The organism is Phocaeicola plebeius DSM 17135, from assembly GCF_000187895.1.
In the GTDB taxonomy this organism is placed as follows: domain Bacteria; phylum Bacteroidota; class Bacteroidia; order Bacteroidales; family Bacteroidaceae; genus Phocaeicola; species Phocaeicola plebeius.
Window position 1 is genome coordinate 593,668 of sequence record NZ_DS990134.1, and the last position, 23,062, is coordinate 616,729.

The 23,062-nt window shown below is 43.7% G+C and carries 18 protein-coding genes; 9 read left to right on the forward strand and 9 right to left on the reverse strand.

Annotated elements, in window-relative coordinates; all coding sequences use genetic code 11:
• The first annotated feature begins 4 nt into the window (after positions 1-4).
• The 4 genes from BACPLE_RS19385 to gpmI all read left to right on the forward strand — a co-directional run bounded on the left by BACPLE_RS19385 (position 5) and on the right by gpmI (position 3,857).
• Positions 5-166 (forward strand): hypothetical protein, encoded by a 162-nt coding sequence (locus BACPLE_RS19385; RefSeq protein WP_157131897.1) that lies wholly within the window; start codon positions 5-7, stop codon positions 164-166.
• Positions 167-201: 35 nt separating this feature from the next.
• Complete coding sequence (rpsB, locus tag BACPLE_RS17250) at positions 202-1,041, forward strand: 30S ribosomal protein S2 (protein ID WP_007564305.1); 840 nt, start codon at positions 202-204, stop codon at positions 1,039-1,041.
• A gap of 121 nt (positions 1,042-1,162) precedes the next feature.
• Positions 1,163-2,155, forward strand: coding sequence for a translation elongation factor Ts (tsf, locus tag BACPLE_RS17255; protein WP_007564307.1), 993 nt, complete (start codon positions 1,163-1,165; stop codon positions 2,153-2,155).
• 187 nt (positions 2,156-2,342) lie between these two features.
• Positions 2,343-3,857, forward strand: coding sequence for a 2,3-bisphosphoglycerate-independent phosphoglycerate mutase (gpmI, locus tag BACPLE_RS17260; RefSeq protein ID WP_007564312.1), 1,515 nt, complete (start codon positions 2,343-2,345; stop codon positions 3,855-3,857).
• Between the two features lie 193 nt (positions 3,858-4,050).
• Here gpmI and rpmH read toward each other — a convergent pair whose 3' ends face one another.
• On the reverse strand, positions 4,051-4,212 hold the full coding sequence (gene rpmH, locus BACPLE_RS19075; RefSeq protein ID WP_007564314.1) for a 50S ribosomal protein L34: 162 nt from the start codon (positions 4,210-4,212) through the stop codon (positions 4,051-4,053).
• A 190-nt stretch (positions 4,213-4,402) separates the two neighbouring features.
• On the opposite strand from rpmH, the gene efp reads away from it, so the two are divergent.
• Positions 4,403-4,969 carry an elongation factor P gene (efp, locus tag BACPLE_RS17265; RefSeq protein WP_007564316.1) on the forward strand — a complete coding sequence of 189 codons (567 nt, stop codon included), beginning with the start codon at positions 4,403-4,405 and terminating at the stop codon, positions 4,967-4,969.
• 86 nt (positions 4,970-5,055) lie between these two features.
• On the opposite strand, the gene BACPLE_RS17270 is transcribed toward efp, so the two are convergent.
• The 4 genes from BACPLE_RS17270 to BACPLE_RS17285 all read right to left on the reverse strand — a co-directional run bounded on the left by BACPLE_RS17270 (position 5,056) and on the right by BACPLE_RS17285 (position 9,570).
• A complete protein-coding gene (locus BACPLE_RS17270; protein WP_007564317.1) occupies positions 5,056-7,485 on the reverse strand; it encodes a glycosyl hydrolase family 95 catalytic domain-containing protein in 2,430 nt (809 codons plus the stop codon).
• A gap of 395 nt (positions 7,486-7,880) precedes the next feature.
• Positions 7,881-8,786: an IS3 family transposase gene (locus tag BACPLE_RS17275; protein WP_148374551.1), complete on the reverse strand. Its 906-nt coding sequence runs from the start codon at positions 8,784-8,786 to the stop codon at positions 7,881-7,883.
• Positions 8,786-9,142 carry a hypothetical protein gene (locus BACPLE_RS18660; RefSeq protein WP_007559766.1) on the reverse strand — a complete coding sequence of 119 codons (357 nt, stop codon included), beginning with the start codon at positions 9,140-9,142 and terminating at the stop codon, positions 8,786-8,788. The genes BACPLE_RS17275 and BACPLE_RS18660 overlap by 1 nt, the downstream gene beginning before the upstream one ends.
• 173 nt (positions 9,143-9,315) lie before the next feature.
• On the reverse strand, positions 9,316-9,570 hold the full coding sequence (locus tag BACPLE_RS17285) for a type B 50S ribosomal protein L31 (RefSeq protein ID WP_007564320.1): 255 nt from the start codon (positions 9,568-9,570) through the stop codon (positions 9,316-9,318).
• A gap of 346 nt (positions 9,571-9,916) precedes the next feature.
• Here BACPLE_RS17285 and BACPLE_RS17290 point away from each other — a divergent pair, with 346 nt between their 5' ends.
• A complete protein-coding gene (locus BACPLE_RS17290) occupies positions 9,917-10,924 on the forward strand; it encodes a class II fructose-bisphosphate aldolase (protein ID WP_007564322.1) in 1,008 nt (335 codons plus the stop codon).
• Positions 10,925-11,004: 80 nt separating this feature from the next.
• Here BACPLE_RS17290 and BACPLE_RS17295 read toward each other — a convergent pair whose 3' ends face one another.
• Entirely contained in the window at positions 11,005-11,181 is a 177-nt protein-coding gene (locus BACPLE_RS17295; RefSeq protein ID WP_007564324.1) for a DUF4250 domain-containing protein, read from the reverse strand.
• A 109-nt stretch (positions 11,182-11,290) separates the two neighbouring features.
• Between BACPLE_RS17295 and BACPLE_RS17300 the strand changes: the two genes are divergently transcribed.
• From BACPLE_RS17300 to BACPLE_RS17310, 3 genes are all read left to right on the forward strand, one after another.
• Positions 11,291-11,998, forward strand: coding sequence for a M48 family metallopeptidase (locus tag BACPLE_RS17300; protein WP_007564326.1), 708 nt, complete (start codon positions 11,291-11,293; stop codon positions 11,996-11,998).
• Positions 11,999-12,086: 88 nt separating this feature from the next.
• Entirely contained in the window at positions 12,087-13,268 is a 1,182-nt protein-coding gene (gene araJ / locus BACPLE_RS17305) for an MFS transporter AraJ (RefSeq protein ID WP_007564328.1), read from the forward strand.
• A 9-nt stretch (positions 13,269-13,277) separates the two neighbouring features.
• Complete coding sequence (locus BACPLE_RS17310; RefSeq protein ID WP_007564330.1) at positions 13,278-17,411, forward strand: hybrid sensor histidine kinase/response regulator transcription factor; 4,134 nt, start codon at positions 13,278-13,280, stop codon at positions 17,409-17,411.
• A gap of 91 nt (positions 17,412-17,502) precedes the next feature.
• On the opposite strand, the gene BACPLE_RS17315 is transcribed toward BACPLE_RS17310, so the two are convergent.
• The 3 genes from BACPLE_RS17315 to BACPLE_RS17325 form a co-directional block, all read right to left on the reverse strand.
• Positions 17,503-18,903, reverse strand: coding sequence for a glycoside hydrolase family 28 protein (locus BACPLE_RS17315; RefSeq protein WP_007564332.1), 1,401 nt, complete (start codon positions 18,901-18,903; stop codon positions 17,503-17,505).
• A gap of 24 nt (positions 18,904-18,927) precedes the next feature.
• The gene (locus BACPLE_RS17320; RefSeq protein ID WP_007564334.1) at positions 18,928-21,255 is read right to left on the reverse strand and encodes a GH92 family glycosyl hydrolase; all 2,328 of its coding nucleotides are present in this window, start codon (positions 21,253-21,255) and stop codon (positions 18,928-18,930) included.
• Between the two features lie 156 nt (positions 21,256-21,411).
• Positions 21,412-23,055, reverse strand: a complete 1,644-nt coding sequence (locus BACPLE_RS17325) for a RagB/SusD family nutrient uptake outer membrane protein (RefSeq protein WP_007564336.1) — start codon at positions 23,053-23,055, stop codon at positions 21,412-21,414.
• Positions 23,056-23,062: the final 7 nt, after the last annotated feature.

Below are 23,062 nucleotides of genomic sequence, written 5' to 3' on the forward strand. Positions count from 1 at the left end.
CAAGTTGGATAAGGGACAAGTTAGCAAGGTGGCTCACTCGGTGGGTCTGTCCTTGTTGCCTCGTCAACTGATACCTCGTCACCTAAAGAAGCGTTTAGTATCTAAACTGTCAGGATTCTTCCTGCAAGTTCTTGTCGGAAAGACTACCGGACAGTTGGTTCAATAAACAAAAAAGAAAGTAAACGATTAAAATTAAAAACAATGTCAAGAGTAAATTTTGATACATTATTGGAGGCTGGTTGCCACTTCGGACACCTTAAAAGAAAGTGGAACCCTGCAATGGCTCCTTATATTTTCATGGAACGCAACGGTATTCATATCATCGATTTGAACAAAACTGTTGCTAAAGTTGAAGAAGCTGCTGAAGCTTTGAAACAAATCGCAAAATCAGGAAAGAAAATCCTGTTCGTTGCTACTAAGAAACAAGCTAAACAAGTTGTAGCTGAGAAAGCTGCTTCTGTAAATATGCCGTACGTAATCGAACGTTGGCCGGGTGGTATGTTGACTAACTTCCCGACAATCCGTAAGGCTGTGAAGAAAATGGCTACTATCGACAAACTGACTAACGATGGTACTTACTCAAACCTGTCAAAGAGAGAAGTTCTTCAGATTTCTCGTCAGCGTGCTAAGTTGGAAAAGAACTTGGGCTCTATCGCTGATTTGACTCGTCTGCCGTCTGCATTGTTCGTAGTAGACGTATTGAAAGAAAACATCGCAGTTCGTGAAGCTAACCGTCTGGGTATTCCTGTATTTGCTATCGTAGATACTAACTCAGATCCTTCAAACATCGATTTCGTAATTCCGGCAAACGATGACGCTACTAAATCAGTAGAAGTTATCTTGGATGCTTGCTGCGCTGCAATGGCAGAAGGCTTGGAAGAAAGAAAAGCTGAAAAGGTAGATATGGAAGCTGCTGGTGAAAATGCACCGAAAGCTGCTAAGAAAAAAGCTACCAAAGCTCGCATGGATAAAGCTGAAGAAGATGCAATCAACGCATCTAAGGCTGCTGCATTCATGAGCAAGGATGAAGAAGAAGCTTAATCAATAAAGTAAGTTGAGAATTGAAAATTGAAAATTGGGAAAACTGTATTCTCAATTCTCAATTCTCAATTCTCAATTTTGTTTTTAAGAACATTACTAACTCAAAATAAAAGATATTATTATGGCTGTAAGTATGGCTGATATCACCAAGCTTCGTAAAATGACTGGAGCTGGTATGATGGACTGTAAGAACGCTTTGGCAGAATCAGAAGGCGATTTCGACAAGGCAATGGAAATTATCCGTAAAAAAGGACAGGCTGTAGCTGCAAAACGTTCTGACCGTGAAACTTCAGAAGGTTGTGTGTTGGCAAAATCAACTGGTGACTACGCTGCAATGATTGCTTTGAAGTGTGAAACTGACTTCGTTGCAAAGAATGCAGATTTCGTAGCATTGACTCAGGCTATCCTGGATGCTGCTATCGCTAACAAGTGCCAGACTTTGGATGAAATCAAGGCTTTGCCTATGGGTAACGGTACTATTGCTGATGCAATTGTAGAACGTAGTGGTATCACTGGTGAAAAGACTGAATTGGATGGTTTCAATTTCGTATCAGGTGCTTGCACTGCTGTTTACAACCACATGAATAAGAATCAGCTTTGTACAATCGTTGCATTCAACAAAGAATGCGATGCTCAGGTAGCTCATGAAATCTGTATGCAGATTGCTGCCATGAACCCGATTGCAATTGATGAAGCTGGTGTTCCTGAATCTGTAAAACAGGAAGAAATCAATGTAGCTATTGAAAAGACTAAGGCTGAACAGGTACAGAAAGCTGTTGAAGCTGCTTTGAAGAAAGCTGGTATCAATCCTTCTCACGTAGATAGCGAAGAGCACATGGAAAGCAACATGGCTAAGGGATGGATTACTGCAGAAGATGTAGCTAAAGCTAAAGAAATCAAGGAAAAAGTAGCTGCAGAAAAAGCTGCTAACTTGCCTGAGGCTATGATTGAAAATATCGCAAAAGGCCGTCTGGGTAAATTCTTGAAAGAAGTTTGCTTGCTGAAACAGGAAAGCATCATGGATCCGAAGAAGACTGTAGCTGATGTATTGAAAGCTGCTGATCCGGAACTGGCTGTTGCAGACTTCAAACGTTTCACTTTGCGTGCTGAATAATTATTAGGATGCAATATTCTTTCGGGCGTGCCATTTGGTACGCCCGATTTGTTTTACGGTTACTTGGTTCAAGTAGCCGTTTTTTATTGATTATTATCAGGAAAAGTAATCTTCCAAGCAGGATTATTTTGTATTTTTGCTGTCGGAAAACATAGAATGGAATTCTAACTTTTAAACAAAATAGATTATGGCAAAGAAAGCGCTTTTAATGATTCTGGACGGTTGGGGTTGTGGCGACCGTCAAAAAGATGATGTAATCTTCAATACTCCGACTCCTTACTGGGACAGTCTGTTGGCTAACTATCCTCATTCACAGCTTCAGGCCAGTGGTGAAAATGTAGGTTTGCCTGACGGTCAGATGGGTAACTCAGAAGTAGGTCACTTGAATATCGGTGCAGGCCGTATCGTATATCAGGATTTGGTGAAGATTAACCGTGCATGTGCCGACAACAGCATTATGCAGAACAAGGAAGTAGTAGCTGCTTTCTCATACGCAAAAGAACATGGAAAAAACATCCACTTCATGGGATTGACTTCCAATGGTGGTGTACACTCTTCTTTGGAACACTTGTTCAAATTGTGTGACATTGCAAAGGAATACGGACTGGAAAATACTTTCATCCACTGCTTCATGGACGGTCGTGATACAGACCCGAAGAGCGGTAAGGGATTCATTGAACAGCTGACTGCTCATTGCGAAAAATCAGCCGGAAAGATTGCCTCTATCGTAGGACGTTTCTACGCAATGGACCGTGACAAACGTTGGGCACGTGTGAAAGAAGCATACGATTTGCTGGTAAACGGTACAGGTAAGAAAGCTACTGACATGGTACAGGCTATGCAGGAATCATACGATGAAGGTGTAACAGACGAATTCATCAAACCGATTTCCAATGCAAACTTCGACGGTACTATCAAGGAAGGTGATGTAGTTATCTTCTTCAACTACCGTAACGACCGTGCAAAAGAATTGACTATCGTATTGACTCAGCAGGATATGCCGGAAGAAGGTATGAAGACAATCCCGGGATTGCAGTACTACTGTATGACTCCGTATGATGCTTCATTCAAAGGCGTACATATCTTGTTCGACAAGGAAAACGTACAGAACACATTGGGCGAATACCTGGCAAGCAATGGCAAGACTCAGTTACACATCGCAGAAACTGAAAAATATGCCCATGTAACCTTCTTCTTCAACGGTGGACGTGAAACTCCGTATGACAACGAAGACCGTATCCTGGTTCCTTCACCGAAGGTTGCTACTTACGACTTGAAGCCGGAAATGAGCGCATACGAAGTAAAAGATAAACTGGTAGAAGCTATCGGTACACAGAAATATGACTTTATCGTAGTGAACTATGCAAACGGTGACATGGTAGGTCATACAGGTATCTATGAAGCAATTGAAAAGGCTGTAGTAGCTATCGACAACTGTGTGAAAGATACAGTAGAAGCTGCTAAGGCTAACGGTTATGAAGTCATCATCATTGCTGACCATGGAAATGCAGATCATGCATTGAATGAAGACGGTACACCGAACACAGCTCACTCTTTGAATCCGGTTCCGTTTGTATACGTAACTGAAAACAAAGACGCCAAAGTAGAAAATGGTGTATTGGCTGATGTGGCTCCTTCTATCCTGCACATTTTAGGCATGGCGCAGCCGTCTGAAATGACAGGTCGCGACCTGATTAAATAAGAATCCACAGTGATTTAGAACATAGAGCCGGGGTTCGTTATCGGAAGATAATGGACTCCGGTTTTTTATTCACCATGCTAGAGCGATTGTGTTTCAGATAGGGAGAACACAGGCGGTGCAGTCTTGGAAAAATAAAAAGCCGCAAAGTAAATAAGAGGAATTACTTTGCGGCTTTCTGTCAAAACAGAGTTTATTATGCTTTTACTCCGTTGTATTCGTCAGATACAGTTAATTTTTTGCGGCCTTTAGCGCGACGTGCTGCCAATACTCGGCGACCGTTTGCGGTAGCCATTCTTTCACGGAAACCGTGTTTGTTTCTTCTCTTTCTGTTAGAGGGTTGGAATGTTCTTTTCATTTTCGTATATACTATTTTATGTTATTATTCCATGCGTTCGGGCTGCAAAATTAGTGACTTTTTTTTAATAATCAAAGTGCTAAATCATTTTTAGACAAATCTTTTTGCGTTTTTTCGCGATTTAGATTAATTTTGCAACCGTATTCAGAGAATAAATCAAACTATTACATAATAATAAAGGATTTAAGTTATGATTAATGCTCAAGACATTAAAATCGGAACCGCTATCCGTATGGATGGCAAATTGTATTTCTGCATTGACTTCCTGCATGTAAAACCGGGTAAAGGAAACACTTTCATGCGTACAAAACTGAAAGATGTAGTAGACGGATATGTATTGGAACGTCGTTTCAACATCGGTGAAAAACTGGAAGATGTACGTGTAGAACGTCGTCCTTATCAGTTCTTGTACAAAGAAGGTGATGATTATATTTTCATGAACCAGGAAACTTTCGAACAGGTGCCTATCGCTCATGACCTGATTGAAGGTGTAGACTTCCTGAAAGAAGAAATGATTGTAGAAGTTGTTTCTGATGCTTCTACTGAAACTATCCTGTTCGCAGAATTGCCGGTAAAAGTTCAGCTGAAGGTTACTTACACTGAACCGGGTCTGAAAGGTGATACTGCTACTAACGCTACTAAGCCTGCTACTGTAGAAACTGGAGCTACTGTACGTGTTCCGTTGTTCATCAACCAGGATGAAACTATCGAAGTAGATACTCGCGACGGTTCTTACGTAGGTCGTGTAAAAGCTTAATGCTGACAGACACTGAATTTCAGATAAAAAAGAAAGCCGTACTGGATGATTCCGGTACGGCTTTCTTTTTTTTGTGTGATGCTGGCTTATAGTAACTTGATTCCTTTGCCTGCTTTGAGGGTGATATTCTTAGATTTTCCGTCGAAGCAGACTTTCGTTTTTCCGCCTTTGCGTGACTGGATGTACAAAGATGTTACTTTACCGTTTTTCCATTCCATGTCGACGATGAAACCTCCACGGGCGCAGATACCTTTCACGCTGCCGTCTTTCCATTCCGCCGGAAGAGCCGGAAGTAGGGTGATACTGTTTTCGGAAGACTGCATCAGCATTTCAATGACGCCGGCGCAACCGCCAAAGTTACCGTCAATCTGGAAAGGCGAGTGTGCATCGAGCAGGTTGGGGTAGGTACCTCCTCCGCGTCGTGCATCCTTTCCTTTGTATCCGTCCGGACTGACATAACGCAACAGGCGGCGGTAGATATGGTACGCATTCTTGCTGTCTTGCAGACGTGCATAAAGGTTGACACGCCAGCCGGTACTCCAGCCTGTGGTATTGTCTCCTTTGATTTCCAGCGTACGGGCACAAGCCTTCGCCAGTTCCGGAGTCTCTTTTACAGACAGATGATGTCCCGGATACAAACCGAACAGATGCGACTGATGACGGTGCTGCGGCTCCTGGTCTTCCCAGTCATGGAACCACTCCTGCAGATTTCCTTTCTTGCCAACCTGGTAAGGCAACAGACGGGGAAGCGTTTTCTCTATCTGCTTCCGGAAGTCTTTGTCCGTACCCAGCGCTTCGGCAGCCTTGGCCGCATCTATCAGGCATTCGCGCGTCATGGCCAGGTCAGAAGTACAGCCGTAGGAAGTCGCTCCTGCGTAGCCGTCGGGAGTCAGGAACTTGTTTTCGGGCGATGTACCCGGTGAGGTAATCAGCTTGCCGTCTTTTTCTATCAGCCAGTTCAGGCAGAATTCAGCTGCACCTTTCAATACCGGATAATATTTTTGTAGAAATTCCTTGTCCTGCGTGAAGGTGTAGCGCTCCCAGATATGAGTAGACAGCCAGGCGCCTCCCATGGTCCAGCATGCCCACGACGGATCACCCACGTTCAGTCCTACCGGACAGGTCATGGCCCAGATGTCCGTGTTCTGTCCCAGACACCATCCTTTCTGTACACCGTAATAAGCCTTGGCACTCTCTTCTCCCGTGTGTTGCAGGTTGGCGATGAAGTCCATCAGTGGGCGGTGCATTTCACTCAGGTTGGCCGTTTCAGCTGCCCAGTAGTTCTCCTCCAGGTTGATGTTGCTGGTATAATTGCAGCTCCAGGGCGGGAGCAGACGTTCGTTCCACAGGCCTTGCAGGTTGGCGGGTACTCCTGGTGTACGTGAACTGGAAATGAGCAGGTAGCGGCCATATTGAAAATACAATGCTTCTAGTTCCGGATTCCTTTGTGACTTGTCTGTATATTGCAGCAGCTGTTCGTCGGTAGGCAGGGCTGCAATGGCCTGGTCTGTCTTACCGAGGTGAAGCTCTACGCGGTCGAAGAAAGATTTGTAGTCTGCCACGTGTGCATTTTCCAATTCCTCGAACGTTTTCTGTGCAGCCCGTTCCATGCGTCGTGTCACCAGGTTCCGGTAGTCACGTCCTTCTTTCATGGGGTCCTTGTCGAAGCCGTTGAAGCTGGTGACGTTGGCTATCAGAATCAAGGCTTCTTTTCCGCCTTTCACCTTCAGCTCGCCCGATGGAAAGCTTTTGACCTCACTCTGAGGAGCTATTACCCGAATCAGTGTGCGGAAATGCGTTCCCCGTTCCGGATCATACAAATGCTTGTTATTTACTCCGTCAAAATATACGGGATAGGAGTGATAGGCAGCATATCCTTCGGCTGAAATCTCATTGCCGTTGGCCGTAGTGGCATGAGGCAGGAGCGAGTTGAATGAAAGAGTGGCTTGCAGCCCTTCTGTGCTTTCCGTCTGCAGGCGCAGTACAATCACTGAGTCGGGGGCTGAAGCAAAATAATCGCAGGCAAAATCTGCACCGTTTCTCTGGTAGGCGGTTCGTGCCATGGCCCGGCTGATGTCCAGTGTTCGTTGATAGTGGCTTACCTTAGCCGGTTCGGCAGAATAAGTGATGGAAAGCTGGCCCAGCGGCTGATAGTTTTCGCTGTAGTGTCCCTGTACTTTCCGTTGGGCACGGTCGGCTCCCCGGTAATCTTCCTTGTCGAGCAGGGCACGGATTTCTGGAATGGCCTTATAGGCATTGGGAGTTGTGACTTTCCGGTCGGGTTCTCCGGTCCATAGAGTAATGTCGTTCAGTGAGAGTACGTCTTTGTCGGTTCCCCCGTAAAGGATAGCTCCCATGGTACCGTTTCCGATGACGAGTGCTTCTTCAAAGAATTCAGCCGGACGGTTGTAGTGCAGCACTAAATTTTCTTGTGCCGGAAGATAAGAGACAGGTAAGGAAAGGATACAAGTTGTGACAACAATGCCTTTCCACTTCCTTTTAAAGTTACTTTTCATAGTCTATGCGTTAATAAAGAAAATCAGTTGCAAGTTATCAAGAAATATTTGTACGGACAAAACTCAGGTGTGAAAAGTGAAGTGAAAATGCAACTGAAAAAACGCCTTTGCGTTTTATTTTAATCGCAAGTACATTTGAAATGAAACGCAAGGACGTTTGCATTAAAGCGCAAAGGCGTTTTGTGTGAAACTGAAGTGTACTAAAAATAGTTGTCAGTTTGAAGATTAATTCCTGACTAAGTTGACAGGTTAAACATTATATTCCTAAAAAGGTTGTCAGTTCTGCAAAACTACAACAAAAACTCAATATCCGTATATTTTCTCTCTAAAAACTCATCGCTCGGGGAGCGCCGTGCGGCAAGGGGCGGGAGCACCCGTCCCGACGAGCACATCTTTCAGTTATACCGATATTCCATAAGAGGGTTTCCTCCTCTGCCTGAAAAGACTTCCATAGGGGTCTTCATACCCAGTGCCCTGTGTGGTCTGGCATTGTTGTACATCGCTACGGATTTACTTACGGCTTCCTCTGCCTGTCTGAAGTCCATATCACCTTCATTGAAGAGCCACCCGTTCTTCAGGGTGTTGTTCATCCTCTCGGCCAGGGCATTGTGAAGCGGGTCTCCCGTCTGGGTCATGCTGATTCTGATGCCTTGTGAAAGCAGCAGGTTCGTGTACTGCTTCGAGGCATACTGCACGCCACGGTCAGAGTGGTGTATCATGCCTTCCGTACTGATTCCGTAGGCACGGTAGGTCTCCAGAGCCATGTACATGGCTTTCAGCGGTCCCTCCGCATCCAGACTCCTGCTCAGGCAGTATCCGACTATGTATCTGCTGTAGGCGTCAGTCACCAGTGAAAGATAGGCAAAACCTTCTCTGGTATAGATATAGGTGATGTCCGCCACCACAAGCCGGCCATTGCCCACAGGCGTGTACTTGGGAGAAGTGTTTACAAGATCCCTGTAAAGACGGTAACCGTGTCTGGAGTCCGTGGTACGAGGACGGTACCTTGTCCGCCTGAGCATGAGCGAGTTGGAACGGAGCACATTGTAAAACCTGTCCCGTCCTATGGTGAACTTTTCCCTGAAGTATTCACGGCAGAGTGTGTAGAGTTCCCGACAGCCCGCCTTGGGAAGACATTCCTTCTGGCGGACGTACAGGCAGTACAATACAATGCTGGCAGAGAGTATGTCAGCCTCGTTTGAGGCATAGTCATGCTTGTAGTATCCCTGTGCTGATATGCCAAGCAATCTGCAAAGCGGACGCACGCGGTAACGGCGTCCGCCTTGAGACAGGCCCCGGATTACTTGGCACCGGAGTTTTTTCTTACCGGAATGTTATAGGTCTTTTCCGCAAGGTCAATCATGCAGTCGTAGGCGTCACGGGCCATGTTGGACTGCTTCAACTCTACTTCCAGGGACTTGATTTTCCGCTCGAGCTCATGAATACGGTCATGAAGCTCCTGCTCGGTCTGACTTAGTTTCTTGCTCATAATGGGACTTGGTTTATCTTCAATCCCAAAGATACGAAGCCAGCGGCTAATTGTAGTACGTTTCAGACCTTTTTCTCGTTCAAATTCACTATGGTTCTGAGAAGAACACATATATTCTTCCAGATAAGACAGACATTCTGCCTTTGAGAACTTTCGATTTTTACGCATGTTACTAAATAAATTGTGTCAACTTATTTAGTACACTACAAACTCTTTGGTCTTTTGAACGGGATACAAAAGAGTTTTGTGGAGACTCTTTAAGTTCCGAATTTCCATAAAAAAAGCCTTTCCATCATCGCGATGAAAAGGCTTCTTTTTATTTTTTCCAGAAAAATAATCAATTATTTTTTCTTGTGGTTTGCATAACGGCTCATGAACTTGTCCACACGTCCTGCAGTATCCACCAGCTTAGACTTACCAGTGTAGAACGGGTGAGATGAGCTAGAGATTTCCAGCTTAACCAACGGATAAGTTTCTCCTTCGAATTCAATTGTGTCTTTAGTAGCACAAGTTGAACGAGACAGGAACATGTCGCCGTTTGACATGTCTTTAAATACTACCGGACGGTAGTTTTCAGGATGAATGCCTTTTTTCATTTTAGTATATACTTTTTATTGTTATTATTGACAAATAAATATGTGGTAACACTGGTAAAGTGTGTAATGGTCTATTTCGGGTTGCAAAGATACGCGATTTCTTTGAAACTAAAAAGAAATACCCGAAAAAAATATTCTGTCAGTCAAAGGCTTTTATATAATAGGTAAATCAGTTTTTGTCATATCTACTTTGCATCCTTACTGCATGTCCTGGTAAATATTCCGCTTAAAATTGATTTGTCTCAAGAAAAGACAGAAAATCTCCGATTTAGTATATTGCTAATTCTTTTTATATTGTTACTTTTGCAGATGGAATTAATTACTAACAATTATAAAACTTACAAAAATGGTTAATTACAAAGAGTTAGGCTTGGTGAACACAAGAGATATGTTTGCCAGAGCAATCAAAGGTGGATATGCTATCCCTGCTTTCAACTTCAACAATATGGAACAGTTGCAGGCCATCGTGAAGGCTGCTGTAGAAACAAAATCTCCGGTTATCTTGCAGGTATCTAAAGGTGCTCGTAACTATGCTAACCAGACTTTGTTGCGTTACATGGCAGAAGGTGCTGTAGAATATGCAAAAGAATTGGGTTGCGCACATCCTGAAATCGTGCTTCACCTTGACCACGGAGATTCTTTTGAACTGTGCAAGTCTTGCATTGACATGGGATTCTCTTCAGTAATGATCGACGGTTCTCACTTGCCATACGAAGAAAACGTAGCTTTGACTAAGAAAGTTGTTGACTACGCTCATCAGTTCGATGTAACTGTAGAAGGTGAATTGGGTGTATTGGCTGGTGTAGAAGATGAAGTTTCTGCAGAACACCACACTTATACTAACCCTGAAGAAGTTATCGACTTCGCTACTCGTACAGGTTGCGACTCATTGGCTATCTCAATCGGTACTTCTCACGGTGCTTACAAGTTCAAACCTGAACAGTGCCACGTAGATCCGGCTACAGGTCGTCTGGTTCCTCCTCCATTGGAATTCGCTGTATTGGACGCTGTAATGGAAAAACTTCCGGGATTCCCTATCGTTCTTCACGGATCTTCTTCAGTTCCTCAGGAAGAAGTTGACACTATCAACAAGTTCGGTGGTAACTTGGAAGCTGCTATCGGTATTCCTGAAGATCAGTTGCGTAAAGCTGCTAAATCTGCAGTTTGCAAGATCAATATCGACTCAGACTCTCGTCTGGCTATGACTGCTGCTATCCGTAAAGTATTCGCTGAAAAACCGGCTGAATTCGACCCGCGTAAATATCTGGGCCCGGCTCGTGATAACATGGAAAAACTTTACAAGCACAAAATCATCAACGTATTGGGTTCTGACAACAAATTGGCTCAGTGCTAATTGCGCTTGATACTTATCACACCTGAATAAAATGAATGAAGGCTGCTTTCCTTTCGGAAGGCAGCCTTTTTTTTAATTTCTTACCAGAACTTGTTCTGAGAAGGGTTATATTCAAATCCTGCTTCTTTCAAACGGTTCAGAATATCTTCCTTGCTCACATTCATGTCTGCACAAAGGGCATCGAGCGAAGGATAGTAGTCTCTTAACTTCATGTTGATGAAACTGAAAAGCATCATCGGGTCTTTAGGTAATTCCATATTGATAAATAATTTTCTATACAATCTTTTTTCGGCGTGCAAAGTTACGACTTTTATTGCTTCATTAATCCTATTTAGTTGATAATTTATTTGTTATCTTTGTCCTGTTATGTCAACTAAACGAATTATAGAAGATAAAGATTTCTGCCGTATTGTGATTGCTACGCGCCGGGGAGCAAGGAACATTACAATGCGTGTCAAGCCCGACGGCTTGTATCTCACGGTACCGCCTTACAGCAAGACGGATAAAGTGCTTTCTACCCTGGAGCAGTTTCGTGCCGATTTACGGGAACGCTTTCGGCAGGTGGCGGTACGGCCAATAGATTTCAGTTTCCGGATTGAGGCCGACTGTTTTCGTCTGTCATTATCTCCCAGCCATTTGAAATGTTTTACGGTGCGGCAGATGCCTTCGGGCGAAGTGACCGTGTTCTGTCCGGAGCATACCGACTTCTCGAATGAAGCTGTTCAGAAACTGGTGCGTGGAGCCATTTTGCGTGCCATGAAAAAAGTGGCGGCAGAGTTTCTGCCACCTTTATTACACGTATGGGCAGAACGTTTCGGGTTGACTTACCGAAAAGTACGGATTACCGCTGCCCGTTCACGATGGGGAAGTTGTACTTCGGCCAAGACCATCAGTTTGTCTTGTTACCTGATGTTAGTTCCTTCTCACTTGATTGATTATGTTATTTTGCATGAACTGGCTCATACGCGTGAGATGAATCACGGCCCTCATTTTTGGGAGTTGCTTGACAGTATGACGGCAGGGCAGGCCTTACGTTTACGGGGAGAACTTCGGAGGTTCCGGCCATCTTTTTAAAAAGAATTTCAAACATGTGTATAATGTACACTTTTTGATGTAATTTTGTACCGTAGAAGATAGGTAACAGGTAAAAAAGATTGTTTGCATGAAAAAAAGTTTACTGGCACTTGCCTCCGGTACACTCGGGTTAGGTATTGCTGAGTTTGTGATGATGGGAATACTGCCCAATGTGGCTCGTGATTTGAATATCAGCATACCGGAAGCCGGACATTTTATTTCGGCGTATGCCATAGGAGTTTGTGTGGGAGCACCCTTGACGGTGTTTGTGGCTCGTACGCGTCCGTTAAAGCAGATATTATTAGGACTCGTTGCCATTTATGTGATAGGAAATTTGTGTGCGGCACTTTCTCCAGAATATTGGACGTTGCTGCTTATGAGGTTTGTGTCCGGATTACCTCACGGGGCATTTTTTGGAGTCGGTTCTATTGTAGCCGAGAAGGTAGCCGATAAAGGGAAAACTTCGCAGGCTGTAGCCCTGATGATTGCCGGGATGACCATTGCCAATTTATTTGGGGTGCCCTTTGGTACGTTGTTGAGTAATCTGTTCTCCTGGCGGTTCCCCTTCCTGTTTAACGGATGCTGGGGAATGCTGGTATTCTTCCTCGTCTGGAAATGGATACCTGTTTTGCCCGCCTTGCCGGATGTGGGCTGGAAAGGACAGTTCCGTTTTTTACGCAAGTTAGCTCCGTGGCTGATTATTCTGACCACGATGTTTGGCAACGGGGGTGTATTTTGCTGGTTCAGCTACGTCACTCCGCAGATGCTGCATGAAGCGGGTTTCCAACCGGAAAGTCTGACATGGATTATGATGCTGGCCGGATTGGGGATGACTATCGGTAACCTGGTAGGAGGACGATGTGGCGATTTGTACGGGCTGGCACCAGTGATTCAGTTTACGCAAGTGTTTATGATGCTGGCTTTGCTGGGCACGTTTCTGTTTGCAGGAGTACCTTGGCTTTCCGTATTGCTGATGTTTATTTGTGCGGCAGCCTTGTTTGCGGTGTCTCCTCCTCAGCAATTGCTGTTGCTGCAGAACTCCAGAGGAAGCGAAATGATGGGAGCGGCTTGTGTGCAGATTGCCTTCAATTTGGGAAATGCGGTAGGAGCATACGCCGGAGGACTTCCGATTGATGCAGGATTAGGTTATCGTTATCCGGCACTGGTAGGAGTCTTTGTGGTGGCTTTAGGATGGATTTGCGTTACCTGGTATATCCGGAGAGAGCGCAAGCAGTTAAAGAATGAAATAACCGATACGATTGTAACGTAAAAATATGCTATGAGATTACTTTTGTTGACTTTATGTATATTATTGGGAGGAAATAATCTGCGCCTGGAGGCGAAGAAACATTTCTTCTCAAATTATAATTTCTGTCATATAACAGAGGAAGCCGGATTGCCTAATAACTCGGTGACTGCCGTAATGAAAGATTCATTCGGGTATATCTGGGTGGCCACTCAGGATGGGTTGGCGCGTTACGACGGCTATCGTTTCCTGAGTTATGGAGTGAAGGAACCTTTTTACCGCTTGAAAGGTAATTATGTATATACCTTATGTGAGGATCGTCAGAAGAGACTTTGGGTCGGTTCGGAAGCCGGACTCGACCTGATTGACTTGCGGACAGGTCTTTCTGTTCCCGCGGCCGATTTAGGGGCAACATCGGAATTGTCAACTTTGTTTAATTCGTTCGTCCGTTCGGTGATACAGACTACCGATGGAAATATATGGGTGGTAACCGACAAGATGTTGTGGTGTCTGGAACTAGACCGCTCTGGAGTAGTGACGAACTGTTATCAGATGCAAGCTGAAGCCGATGAAAGTGTATCGGCCATTGCTGAAATAGAAGGAGGAGTTTGTGCCGGAGTAGGTAACTGCATTTATCGGATTGTGAAGGAAGGTGACAAGTTGCGTAAACAGCAGCTTTCGGAGTCCATTGTACCTTTTAGTGATGACTGGCGTATCTCTTGCCTGCAAGCCGACGGTGATTTCCTGTGGATAGGCAGTAACCGTGGACTTTTCCGCTATTACCGGCAAACGAAAACGATGAAGCGTTACCGTTACTCTTCCCACCGGGAGGGAATGCTCAGTCAGGCTTATATCACGGATATGAAGCTTACTTCAGATGGCAGTTTGGTGGTCTCCACTTTCAATGGACTGAATGTATATGACCGTGAATCTGATACTTTTTCTTTTATTCGTCGTGTGGAAAATTCCGAGGATCGGGGATTGAATTCCAATATTATAGTCTGTTTGTTTACTGACGGGCAAGACATTTGGGCCGGTACGCAGGATGGAGGAGTAAATTTGTTGTATCTGTCACGTAGATTGGAGGTATCCAGGTTAGGAGATATTCCCTGGAAGCTGTCACCGGGCCGCACACCGCAAATCAGTGCCGTGACAGAAGATAAAAACGGAAATTTGTGGATTGGTACAATTGAGGGAGGACTTTATCAGATGAATCCCGAAACAGAAGTGGTGCGACATTATGCTTTCGTTCCTCAGAATCGGTTGTCTATTCTTTCAAATAATATAAATGGAATATTGATAGACAGTGATAACCATTTGTGGGCGTATACTTGGGGGGCTGGGATTAGTGAGCTGGACTTGAATAAGTCGCAGTCAGTATTCCACCAGCATTCCAATGGAGAAGTGCCCGGACTGGAGGATGATTTTATTATGAGTGCGGTAGAAGATCCTGTAAATAAAGGAATTTGGTTTGCTACCACACATGGCCTGCTCTTTTACGATAAAGCTCAGGGACGTTTTTCTCGAATCACTTTGGATGTGGATGTAAATGAATTTGAATCGGTTGGGACGTTGTGTGTGGACCGAAAGAATCGTTTGTGGTTTGGTACCTCTGAGGGATTGTTTATTATTGATTTATTCTCTTTTGCTCGCTCACGCAGACACTTGAATTATATTTATTTGCGTTATAAACTGGATGATAAAAAATCTACTCAGGTAGAACGGATTAATACTGTGTTTCAGGATAGTAGGGGGGTGATTTGGTTAGGAGGAAAAGGTACGGGACTCTATCGCCTGGTTTCTGATGACATGAACCGTTTTCAGTTTAAGCACTATGGACCGGCAGAAGGGTTTGATGAAAAAACGGTTTACGGAGTGACTGAAGATGAATTGGGTAATATCTGGATTGCTACGGAAAACGGTTTGTCGCGTTTGCTGGTTAATAGTAGTACTTTTATCGGTTATGGAAAGTCAGATGGACTTTTGGATAAAGGATATGATGCGAATGCACTTTATTTTTCTCAAAGATATAATCGCTTGTATTGTGGAAAAGATTATGGTTTGTATCAGATTCAACTTCGAAAGCCATCCGGATTGATGGATTCACATGGGGTTAAGGTTTCGTCCGTTCGGGTTAATGAGGAAAACTGGATATATGCGGAGGAAAAAAGCCTGGCAGGCTTGGAAGAAGGTGATCAGCTGGAACTTGCTTTAACGTCACAGGACTATGGTTACAGAAGTTCCGTTCGAATTCGATATAAGTCAGTAGAAGAAGATAAGTGGATAGAACTTCCGTCTGACAATCCGGTAATTATTTTCCCTTCTTTAACTTCGGGAATTTATAAGCTTGAGATACAGAGTACGGATGGAGAAGGTAAATGGTCAGAACGGGTTTTGCGACTGGACATTCAGGTTCGTCCGTATTTTTATAAGTCCTGGTGGTTCTTATTGCTTCTTCTGATGTCGGTGGTTTGTCTTTCCATCCTTTTTTATCGCTATAAGGTGAGACGGTTGAGACATCGGCAGGTGTTGCTGGAGCAGTTAGTAGCTCAGCGTACGCATGAGTTGGAAGTACAGAATCATAGCTTGGAGGTAATGGCTCATCATGTGGAAGATATGGCAGAAGAAAAGATCCGTTTCTTTACACATCTTACTCATGAATTTCGTACGCCTGTTACTTTGATTCATGGGCCTATCCAGCAGGCTTTGGCATTGACTTCTGATAAAGAGGTAAAAGAACAGTTGCATATAGCGGAACGTAATGTACAGGATTTACTTTCATTAGTGAACGAATTGATGGATTTCCGGAAACTTGATACTGAAAAAGTAAAATTGAATATTCGTCCGTTTGATCTTATTTCCATGATAGACGACTTGCTTCTGCCTTTTATTTCTTTTGTAAAACATCGGCATATTACATTGCAAGCTTGTTATCATCTCAAAGGGCTTTCTGTAAATGCAGACCCGACGTATCTTCATCGCGTATTGACAAACTTGCTGGCTAACGCTGTGAAATTTACTCCCGATGGAGGACATATCAGGCTTTATGCAGCTCGTTTGGTAGATAATAAGGGAAAGGTGCAGCTTTATCTTTCGGTATCGGATACTGGGTGTGGAATACCGGAAAAAGACCTTCCACAGATATTTGACAGTTTCTTCCAGACACAAAATAAAGTAACTTATCCGGTATTTGGACAAACAGGAACAGGTATCGGACTGAATGTGTGTAAACGGATTGTAGCTCTTCATGGAGGTGTGATTTCGGCCAAGAATAACCGAGCAGGAGGTACCTCCTTCCGTGTCCTGTTGCCGATGAAAGAGATGCCGACAGAAGAACTTTCGGCTGTAAATGGAATGTCTGAGGAAGATAATTCTGTCGTGACAGAGGATAATTCTTTACAGAAGGCTACGCTGCTGGTGGTTGACGATAACCATGATATGCGTCGTTATATTCGCTCGTTGTTGAAAAATGAATATAAACTGTTGGAAGCTGAAAATGGAGTGGAGGCTATGAAAATAATTGAAAAGCATCAAGTGGATTTAATAGTCAGTGATTTGCTTATGCCGGAGATGGACGGGCTGGAACTTTCGAAAAGAGTGAAAGAAAATTTGGCCACCAGCCACATTCCTTTCCTGATTCTTACAGCTGTACATTCGGAAGAAAATGAGAAAAAATGTTATTCAATAGGGGTAGATGAGTATCTGTGTAAACCGTTTGATGCAGATATATTTAAGTATCGTATTCGGAATATCTTGACTTTGCGTAGAGGATATCAGGAAAGGCTTTCTCAGCCTGCGGTTTTGTCGGATATAAGTGAATTGGGACTGATAGAGGAATCCAGAGACAAGATATTTATGGACAGGGCTATGGAATTGATGAAGCTACATTACGCTGAGGCTGAATATGGACTGGATGCATTTGTGCGCGACATGGGATATAGTAAAACGCTAGTTAATCAGAAAATGCAAAGTCTGGCGGGAATGCCTATCGGCCAGTTTATGAAGAATTTTAGGCTGGATATGGGACGTCAGCTGTTGGAACAGGGAAAGGGAGATGCCAATGTATCGGAAGTGGCTTATGCAGTTGGTTTTAATGACCCCAAATATTTTACGAAATGTTTTAAACAACGTTTTGGATGTTTGCCAAGTTCGTTCAGTCATGCTTAAAGGAAAAGCCGGAACATAAGGTTTGTTCCGGCTAAAAAAAGAAATTTAGAAATGTACCGTTTCACAACGGCGTTTTTATGAGCACTAGGGATTATTTTTGTATAATTCCCGCTGTATTTTCTAGATGTATATTTTCTGCAGCATAATCTGGGCGAGTGTCTCCCCAGTTGACTGTACATCTTTCCATTTGAATATCAGAAGCTGTGTGGAAGAAGAATCCGTAAGTCTTTCCTTTCAGGAAGCCTTCTCCATCGCATGGGCGTTTATCGTATATTCCTCCCTCAAATGTGGTACGTTTGTGAAGGTTAACTTCTACCTGGTCAAAGTAAATCCGGTTCACTTTGTCAATGGTGTCTCCTCCTACGAAGATGCCGTTTTCACTTGTACATTTGATGTTCTGGAAGTAGATGCGGCTTACTTCTCCACAGGCACCTTTCACAGCTCCTTTTGGAAAACGCCATCCGGCATCTTTATGATTACCTACAGCACGTGGATAAGAAGTTACGTAAATAGGCTCTGCTTTTCCCCACCATACGTCAGAAAAGAAGCGGCAGTCTACAATCATATTTGAGAATATGACGTTGGTAACTGTACCTTCATCTCGGTTCTGGATTCCAATACCTCGGTTACTATCCTTGATAATGCAGTTAGTGAATAACACGTTATTGATTTTATCCATGTTTTCCGAACCGATTTTTACGGCGCATGAGCGGGAGGTCATAGTGCAGTTGGTTACTACTACATCTTCACAGCTTCCATACTGTTCGAATTCACGTCGGTTCTTCAGACAGATGCAGTCATCTCCTGATTCAATGAAACAGTTGGAGATACGCACGTCTTTAGAATGGTCAATATCAATACCGTCGCCGTTTCGGATTTTCAGGTCATTGAGGATAGTGATACCATCAATCATTGCGTTACGGCAACCTATCAGGTGTACACTCCAGTAAGCGCTGTTACGTACGCTGATATCACGAATTACCAGCTTCTGCACGTTGGTTAAAGTCAGCAGGTGGGGACGCGGATCAAAATCGGTTACGGGTTTCAGTTCGTAAGAATCTTCCAGCTCCTTTCCCATGAAAGCCACTCCGTTACCATCGAGTGTTCCGGTACCGGTTATGGATACATTTTTCAGGTCTTTTCCGCTAATCCACATCATACCCTCTCCACGGTTGGCTCCGAAAGCGCTTTCTGTGTAAATACTTTCATCTGGATTAGCCAGTAGGCGTGAGTTGGGGGCCAAATGCAATTCGATATGCGATGCCAGCTTGAAAGGACCACATAAAAAAGTGCGTCCGGATGGTACGATTACTGTACCTCCACCCGCTTCGGAACAGGCGTTGATAGCCTTTTGTATAGCTAGGGCGTCGTCGGTTTTTCCATCTCCCGTGGCACCGTAGTCCATGATGTTATAAATCCCCGTTTGCTGCGAGTGGCATGCTCCGAGGAAGAAGATGCTAAGTAGTGCAAGAAGAATGTTTTTTGTTTTCATATTTGAATGGGGTTTATGTGTTTATTATGGTATTTTCACTAAGGAAGGAGGACAATCAGTTGGAGAGTTACCCCAATCTCTGTTGGGGGTGTCATCCATCTTGAATATCATTTCTCCTCCATGTACAATGTCCTTGTGGGAAATGTAATTTTTAGAGTATGGTTTTCCGTTCAGTGTCACACTCTGAATATAGATGTTGTCCTTGGACGCATTCTCTGCCTTGAGGGTAAAAGTCTGTCCGTTCTCCAAGTGTATGACAGCTTTGGGAAAAGAGGGACTAGCTAGTATGTAATAGGGAGAGCCGGGACATACAGGATAAAAACCTAATGAGGCAAAGATATACCAGGCAGACATCTGTCCTGCATCGTCATTACCTGATAGACCACCAGGAGCATTCAGGTATTCAGTTTCCATGATATGGCGTACGGCCTGTTGTGTTTTCCAAGGTTCTCCTGCATAGTTGAACATGAATGCTACCTGATGGCAAGGTTCATTTCCATGCCAGTATCTGTGTTCACTGAACATAGAGTCCAGCTTCATAGCAAATTTTTCTTTTCCTCCCATACATTCCATAAGCCCGTATGGGTCATGGGGCACATACCATGTGTAATGGCAAGGAGCGCCTTCTGTGATGAACTTGGTAAACTGGAATGTGTTCTGATCTTTCAAGAATGTACCGTCGGCATGTCTTCCCTGTGCGTATCCGGTTTGCGGATCAATTACATTGCGGTAATTCTGGGCACGTGCAGACAATACGTTGTAATCTTCTTCTTTCTGGAGTAGTTTAGCTACTTGAGAGAGTACAAAGTCATCATAGGCATACTCCAATGTCCGTGATACCTGTTCTTTGGTATGGAAGGCATCGGGAACACTGTCTTCTAATGGAATATAGCCGTATTTCAGATATGACTGCAAGGCACGTCGTCCCATTCCGTTTTTATAATCTTTATCGTCAGCAGGCGATTCAAATGCATTTTTTCGCATAGCTTTGTAAGCTTTCTCTATGTCAAAGTTACGGATGTCTTTTATGCATGCATCGCCAATGGCAGCTATGCAGTGATCTCCAATCATGGCTGCCGTATAACTGTTCCAGCAGGGGAAGATGGGAAGCCAGCCTCCTTGTTCGAACTTGTGGACGAGTGACTGCATCATATGGCCTGCTTTTGTGGGATACAGCAAGTTGATGAGCGGATGTAATGCTCTGTAGGTATCCCACATACTGAAATCCTCATAATATACTTCATCATGTGCCAATTGAAGAATAGAATCCTTCTGAGCAAAAGCTGGATACCGTCCGTCTACGTCATTAAAAGCATGCGGTAAGAAAGATGCACGATAAAAAGCACCATAGAATTTCTGCTTTGCTTCTTTGTCCGGACTTTCCACCTGGATAGCTGCCAGATGTTTTTCCCAGATATCTGTTAGTCTTTGGTGTGTACGGTCGAAATCCCAGTGAGCGATTTCTTTCTGCAGATTTTTTTCAGCTCCTTTTTTATCGGTAAATGAAGAAGCTGCTTTAATTAATATTTGTTCGTTACTTTCTACTTGAAAGCATATATAGATACCGATATTTTTTTCATTTCTAATTTGAGTCTGCCGAGGGAATATACTATCTTCTCGGAAGGTACCGAAGTCACATAACTCCTTTTGATAGTCTATGATAAAATGGCCGCTGTATCCGGCAGGTTCTCCCCATCCTTGATAAATGCGGTGTACAGGATTGTATCCGTAGATACGTTTTTGAAGGGTATCAATTTCAATATATCCTTCTCCTTCATCGCTGTTGGGATTTACGACGAGGTAAGCTTTTCCTTCCTTTTGGTAGGTAAAGCGGAAAATTGCCGACCGTGAGCAGCCTGTCATTTCGGCTTGAAGATGTTCGTCAGGCAGTGAAACGGAATAATAGGAAGGGGTAGCGATTTCCTGATTATGCGAAAACCGTGTACCTCTTTTTTCGGGTGTACAACGTAATGATTCGAATAATGGCATTAATGTCATGGAACCATAATCCTGAGTACATCCTCCTACAATCCAATGTGAATTACGAAAACCTTGGAACAAGGAGTCACGGTAGTAGTAAGGGGCAATACATTTTTGTTCGGTGTCTTGCGTTTGTGGTGTCCAGAAGTTCATTCCATTGGGCTCCAGTACAGCTGGTAGTGTCTGGCCATATTCCTCTGTGTGTTTGCCAAACATGCCGGCTGTATGAGTGATACTGGCGGCTGTGCCAACTCTTGTGTCAATGTACGACAAAGAGCTTTCGGTTGTTTGACCGTTAGTACATGATATAGCTAATGGAGTAATTGCTCCATAAATCAGAGATTTGAATAATGTCGGAAGAAATGTTTTCATGGATCTTAAAACTACGTGGTTGCAATTCTTTTATTTGTAAAAGTAAGAAAATGCAATTTTATATTACGGGTTTAAGATGATTGTTTGTATTTGATCTGTGAGTTTACAAATATTGGTGAGAGAATTTCTCTCACCAATATTTGTTATGTAGAAAAATTAGTTATGATATTCAGGATATCCCGGATTTTGTTCCCAGTTCGGGTTGGTATTCAGCATATCTCTGTGCAACGGGAAGATACGACGTGTTTTGTCGAAATTTGCTGTCGGGAAGTCATGATAATGAGGGAAGTATTCATCTTCGAAATGACCGAAACGAATCATATCATTTCTACGCCAGTTTTCATCAAAGAACTCACGTCCTCGTTCATCATACAATTCATCAAGATTGACACTTGTTACTTCTTCTGCATGTACATATCTGCGGATTTCGTTGAACAAACTTACAGGTGTGTCTTGAGGTCTTTCAGTAGATACTCCACCACGTAACAACGCTTCTGCCTTAGTCAGCAAAATGTCTGCATAGCGGAAAATAGGATAGTCATTTGACTGGTTTCTGCTGTTTTTGAAATCGTCATCGATGACGAAGAATTTCACAGAACGGTATCCTTGGTTATATCCTTCGATGTCATCACCTACTCCTAACTGAACGTCATTAGGAGTGTCCAGTGTAATACTTTTGGTAAGTACAATTTGATTTCCGTTAGGATCTAGTGCTGGTTCTGTTGTTGGCTCATAAGTTTCTGGATTGTACACATACACAGGGCCTCTAAGGATACTTTTTATTCGGTCGCCTGCTTTGCTTGCATCTTCAAACAGTTCTGCAAATTCCGGAGTCATAGTGATATAACCACCCGCAGAACTACTCAGTTTCATACCATAGTAACTGAGTTCTACATCTCCGGCCTTTTTCCAAGTACGTGCACGTCCATGCTGCATACCAGTAGCAGTGTAAGTATCGTATGGCATTGCATAGATAAAGTCTTCTACGTGAGAGCCGTTGTCCGGACCAAACTTCTTTTGGTAAGACATGGAACCAAGGCTGAATCCACCATTGGTAATGATATCGTCACAATATTTGATACAATCGTTCAGTTTCTCATTAGTAGCTGTCGCTGCATCATACTTGTCTACAGAAGCTGCTGTATAGACAGCCCAATTGATATACAATTTAACCAACAAGGCTTCTGCCATCCATTTAGTCGGTTTCCCATAAGTATTGGCACTTACTTCATCGGTGAGTTGTGGAATGATTTCCAACAATTCTTTTTCGATGAATTTAGCAACATCAGCACGTGGTGAACGGTCAATCAATTCGCCATCGCTAGGCAGATGGTCAAGAATTGGAGCATCTCCCCAGCAGTCCATCATAATGAAATGAAAGAACGCACGCATGGCACGAGCAGGAGCTATGATTTCACCAGCTTCATCACCTCCTAAATCTCGGATGATGGTATTAGCTTTTGTACAGCCGCCAGTGAGAGTACCCATCCAGTCGATTGTGGCATCTTCTGCTGTAAAATCATGAAGGCTAGGGTGTGCATACGCACCACTGTCATACCATCCACCACCATATGATACGGCTGTGTATTCATCACTTGACAAAGACATTGCTTCCATGTAGCGGCGGCCGAAACAGTCGCGCATCTGGAAATATACGTCGGCCATTTTAGCCTCTACAGCAATTTCATTGTCTGTTGGGTATTCGGTATATTGAGATTCAACCTTTACATCCAAATCCGTACAACCGGAAATTAGAGCGGCTGCACAAATGGAGAATAAATATTTTATATTTGCTTTCATAATTCTG

Coding starts and splice junctions, on each gene's coding strand:
- araJ (WP_007564328.1), top strand. CDS start 12,087: ATGAAAAAAAGTTTACTGGCACTTGCCTCCGGTACACTCGGGTTAGGT.
- BACPLE_RS17315 (WP_007564332.1), bottom strand. CDS start 18,903: ATGAAAACAAAAAACATTCTTCTTGCACTACTTAGCATCTTCTTCCTC.
- tsf (WP_007564307.1), top strand. CDS start 1,163: ATGGCTGTAAGTATGGCTGATATCACCAAGCTTCGTAAAATGACTGGA.
- BACPLE_RS17295 (WP_007564324.1), bottom strand. CDS start 11,181: ATGGAATTACCTAAAGACCCGATGATGCTTTTCAGTTTCATCAACATG.
- BACPLE_RS17290 (WP_007564322.1), top strand. CDS start 9,917: ATGGTTAATTACAAAGAGTTAGGCTTGGTGAACACAAGAGATATGTTT.
- BACPLE_RS17285 (WP_007564320.1), bottom strand. CDS start 9,570: ATGAAAAAAGGCATTCATCCTGAAAACTACCGTCCGGTAGTATTTAAA.
- rpmH (WP_007564314.1), bottom strand. CDS start 4,212: ATGAAAAGAACATTCCAACCCTCTAACAGAAAGAGAAGAAACAAACAC.
- BACPLE_RS17300 (WP_007564326.1), top strand. CDS start 11,291: ATGTCAACTAAACGAATTATAGAAGATAAAGATTTCTGCCGTATTGTG.
- efp (WP_007564316.1), top strand. CDS start 4,403: ATGATTAATGCTCAAGACATTAAAATCGGAACCGCTATCCGTATGGAT.
- BACPLE_RS17310 (WP_007564330.1), top strand. CDS start 13,278: ATGAGATTACTTTTGTTGACTTTATGTATATTATTGGGAGGAAATAAT.
- BACPLE_RS17325 (WP_007564336.1), bottom strand. CDS start 23,055: ATGAAAGCAAATATAAAATATTTATTCTCCATTTGTGCAGCCGCTCTA.
- BACPLE_RS18660 (WP_007559766.1), bottom strand. CDS start 9,142: ATGCGTAAAAATCGAAAGTTCTCAAAGGCAGAATGTCTGTCTTATCTG.
- rpsB (WP_007564305.1), top strand. CDS start 202: ATGTCAAGAGTAAATTTTGATACATTATTGGAGGCTGGTTGCCACTTC.
- gpmI (WP_007564312.1), top strand. CDS start 2,343: ATGGCAAAGAAAGCGCTTTTAATGATTCTGGACGGTTGGGGTTGTGGC.
- BACPLE_RS17270 (WP_007564317.1), bottom strand. CDS start 7,485: ATGAAAAGTAACTTTAAAAGGAAGTGGAAAGGCATTGTTGTCACAACT.
- BACPLE_RS17320 (WP_007564334.1), bottom strand. CDS start 21,255: ATGAAAACATTTCTTCCGACATTATTCAAATCTCTGATTTATGGAGCA.